Origin of the sequence: Streptosporangium carneum (genome assembly GCF_027922005.1) — a bacterium.
In the GTDB taxonomy this organism is placed as follows: Bacteria; Actinomycetota; Actinomycetes; order Streptosporangiales; family Streptosporangiaceae; genus Streptosporangium; species Streptosporangium carneum.
Genome location: NZ_BSEV01000118.1, coordinates 1 through 595, shown reverse-complemented (window position 1 = coordinate 595; position 595 = coordinate 1). Strand labels below are relative to the sequence as shown.

1 protein-coding gene is annotated in these 595 nt (G+C 58.7%); it reads left to right on the top strand.

The window, feature by feature from the left end; genetic code table 11:
- Nucleotides 1-385: formyl transferase (locus PKF00_RS44110; RefSeq protein ID WP_271223769.1), on the top strand; the 385-nt coding region annotated here is incomplete at its 5' end.
- Between the last annotated feature and the right edge of the window lie 210 nt (nucleotides 386-595).

Genomic DNA, 595 nt, shown 5'->3' with positions numbered 1-595 from the left:
GCATGAGATGACGACCCGCGTCGATGAGGGGCCGATCGTTCATGTTGATCGATTCGATATCCCGGAGGAGGCTCGGCGCAGTGAGCTTGCAGATCTCACCTATCAACACGCGGTGAATTTGTTTGCGCGCATCGGGGCGCATTGCGCGAGCAGTGATGCGGACCTGCCAAGGGTGAACATCGACTGGACGGGCAGCAAGCGAACGAAAGCCGACTTCTCGAGATTGTGCCGGCCGCCTGCCGGGTTATTGCCAGCAGATTACCGGTGTCTTCAGCGGGCTTGTGGAGCCGACTACGAACCGCCAGCGTTGTGCGACATCGGTGAGCGGAACCTTGGGCCTTCGCGGGCCAATCCATACATTATTCTGAGGGGTGCGGCGGTTTGACGCGTAAAACCTCCACATAAATCTTGCCGGGAGTTCGTCGCGTGCTAGTTCGAAACGCTTTTATGTTATTGACCGTATTGGTCATTATGGGCCTGGGCAGTGCCGAGGGGCTGGCTCACCCACCTCAAGAACACGAGCCTGAAACCGAAGCGCAATCCACCGAATCGCCGACGGCCACGAGTACCGCGCGCGACCATCATGATGAGCCTG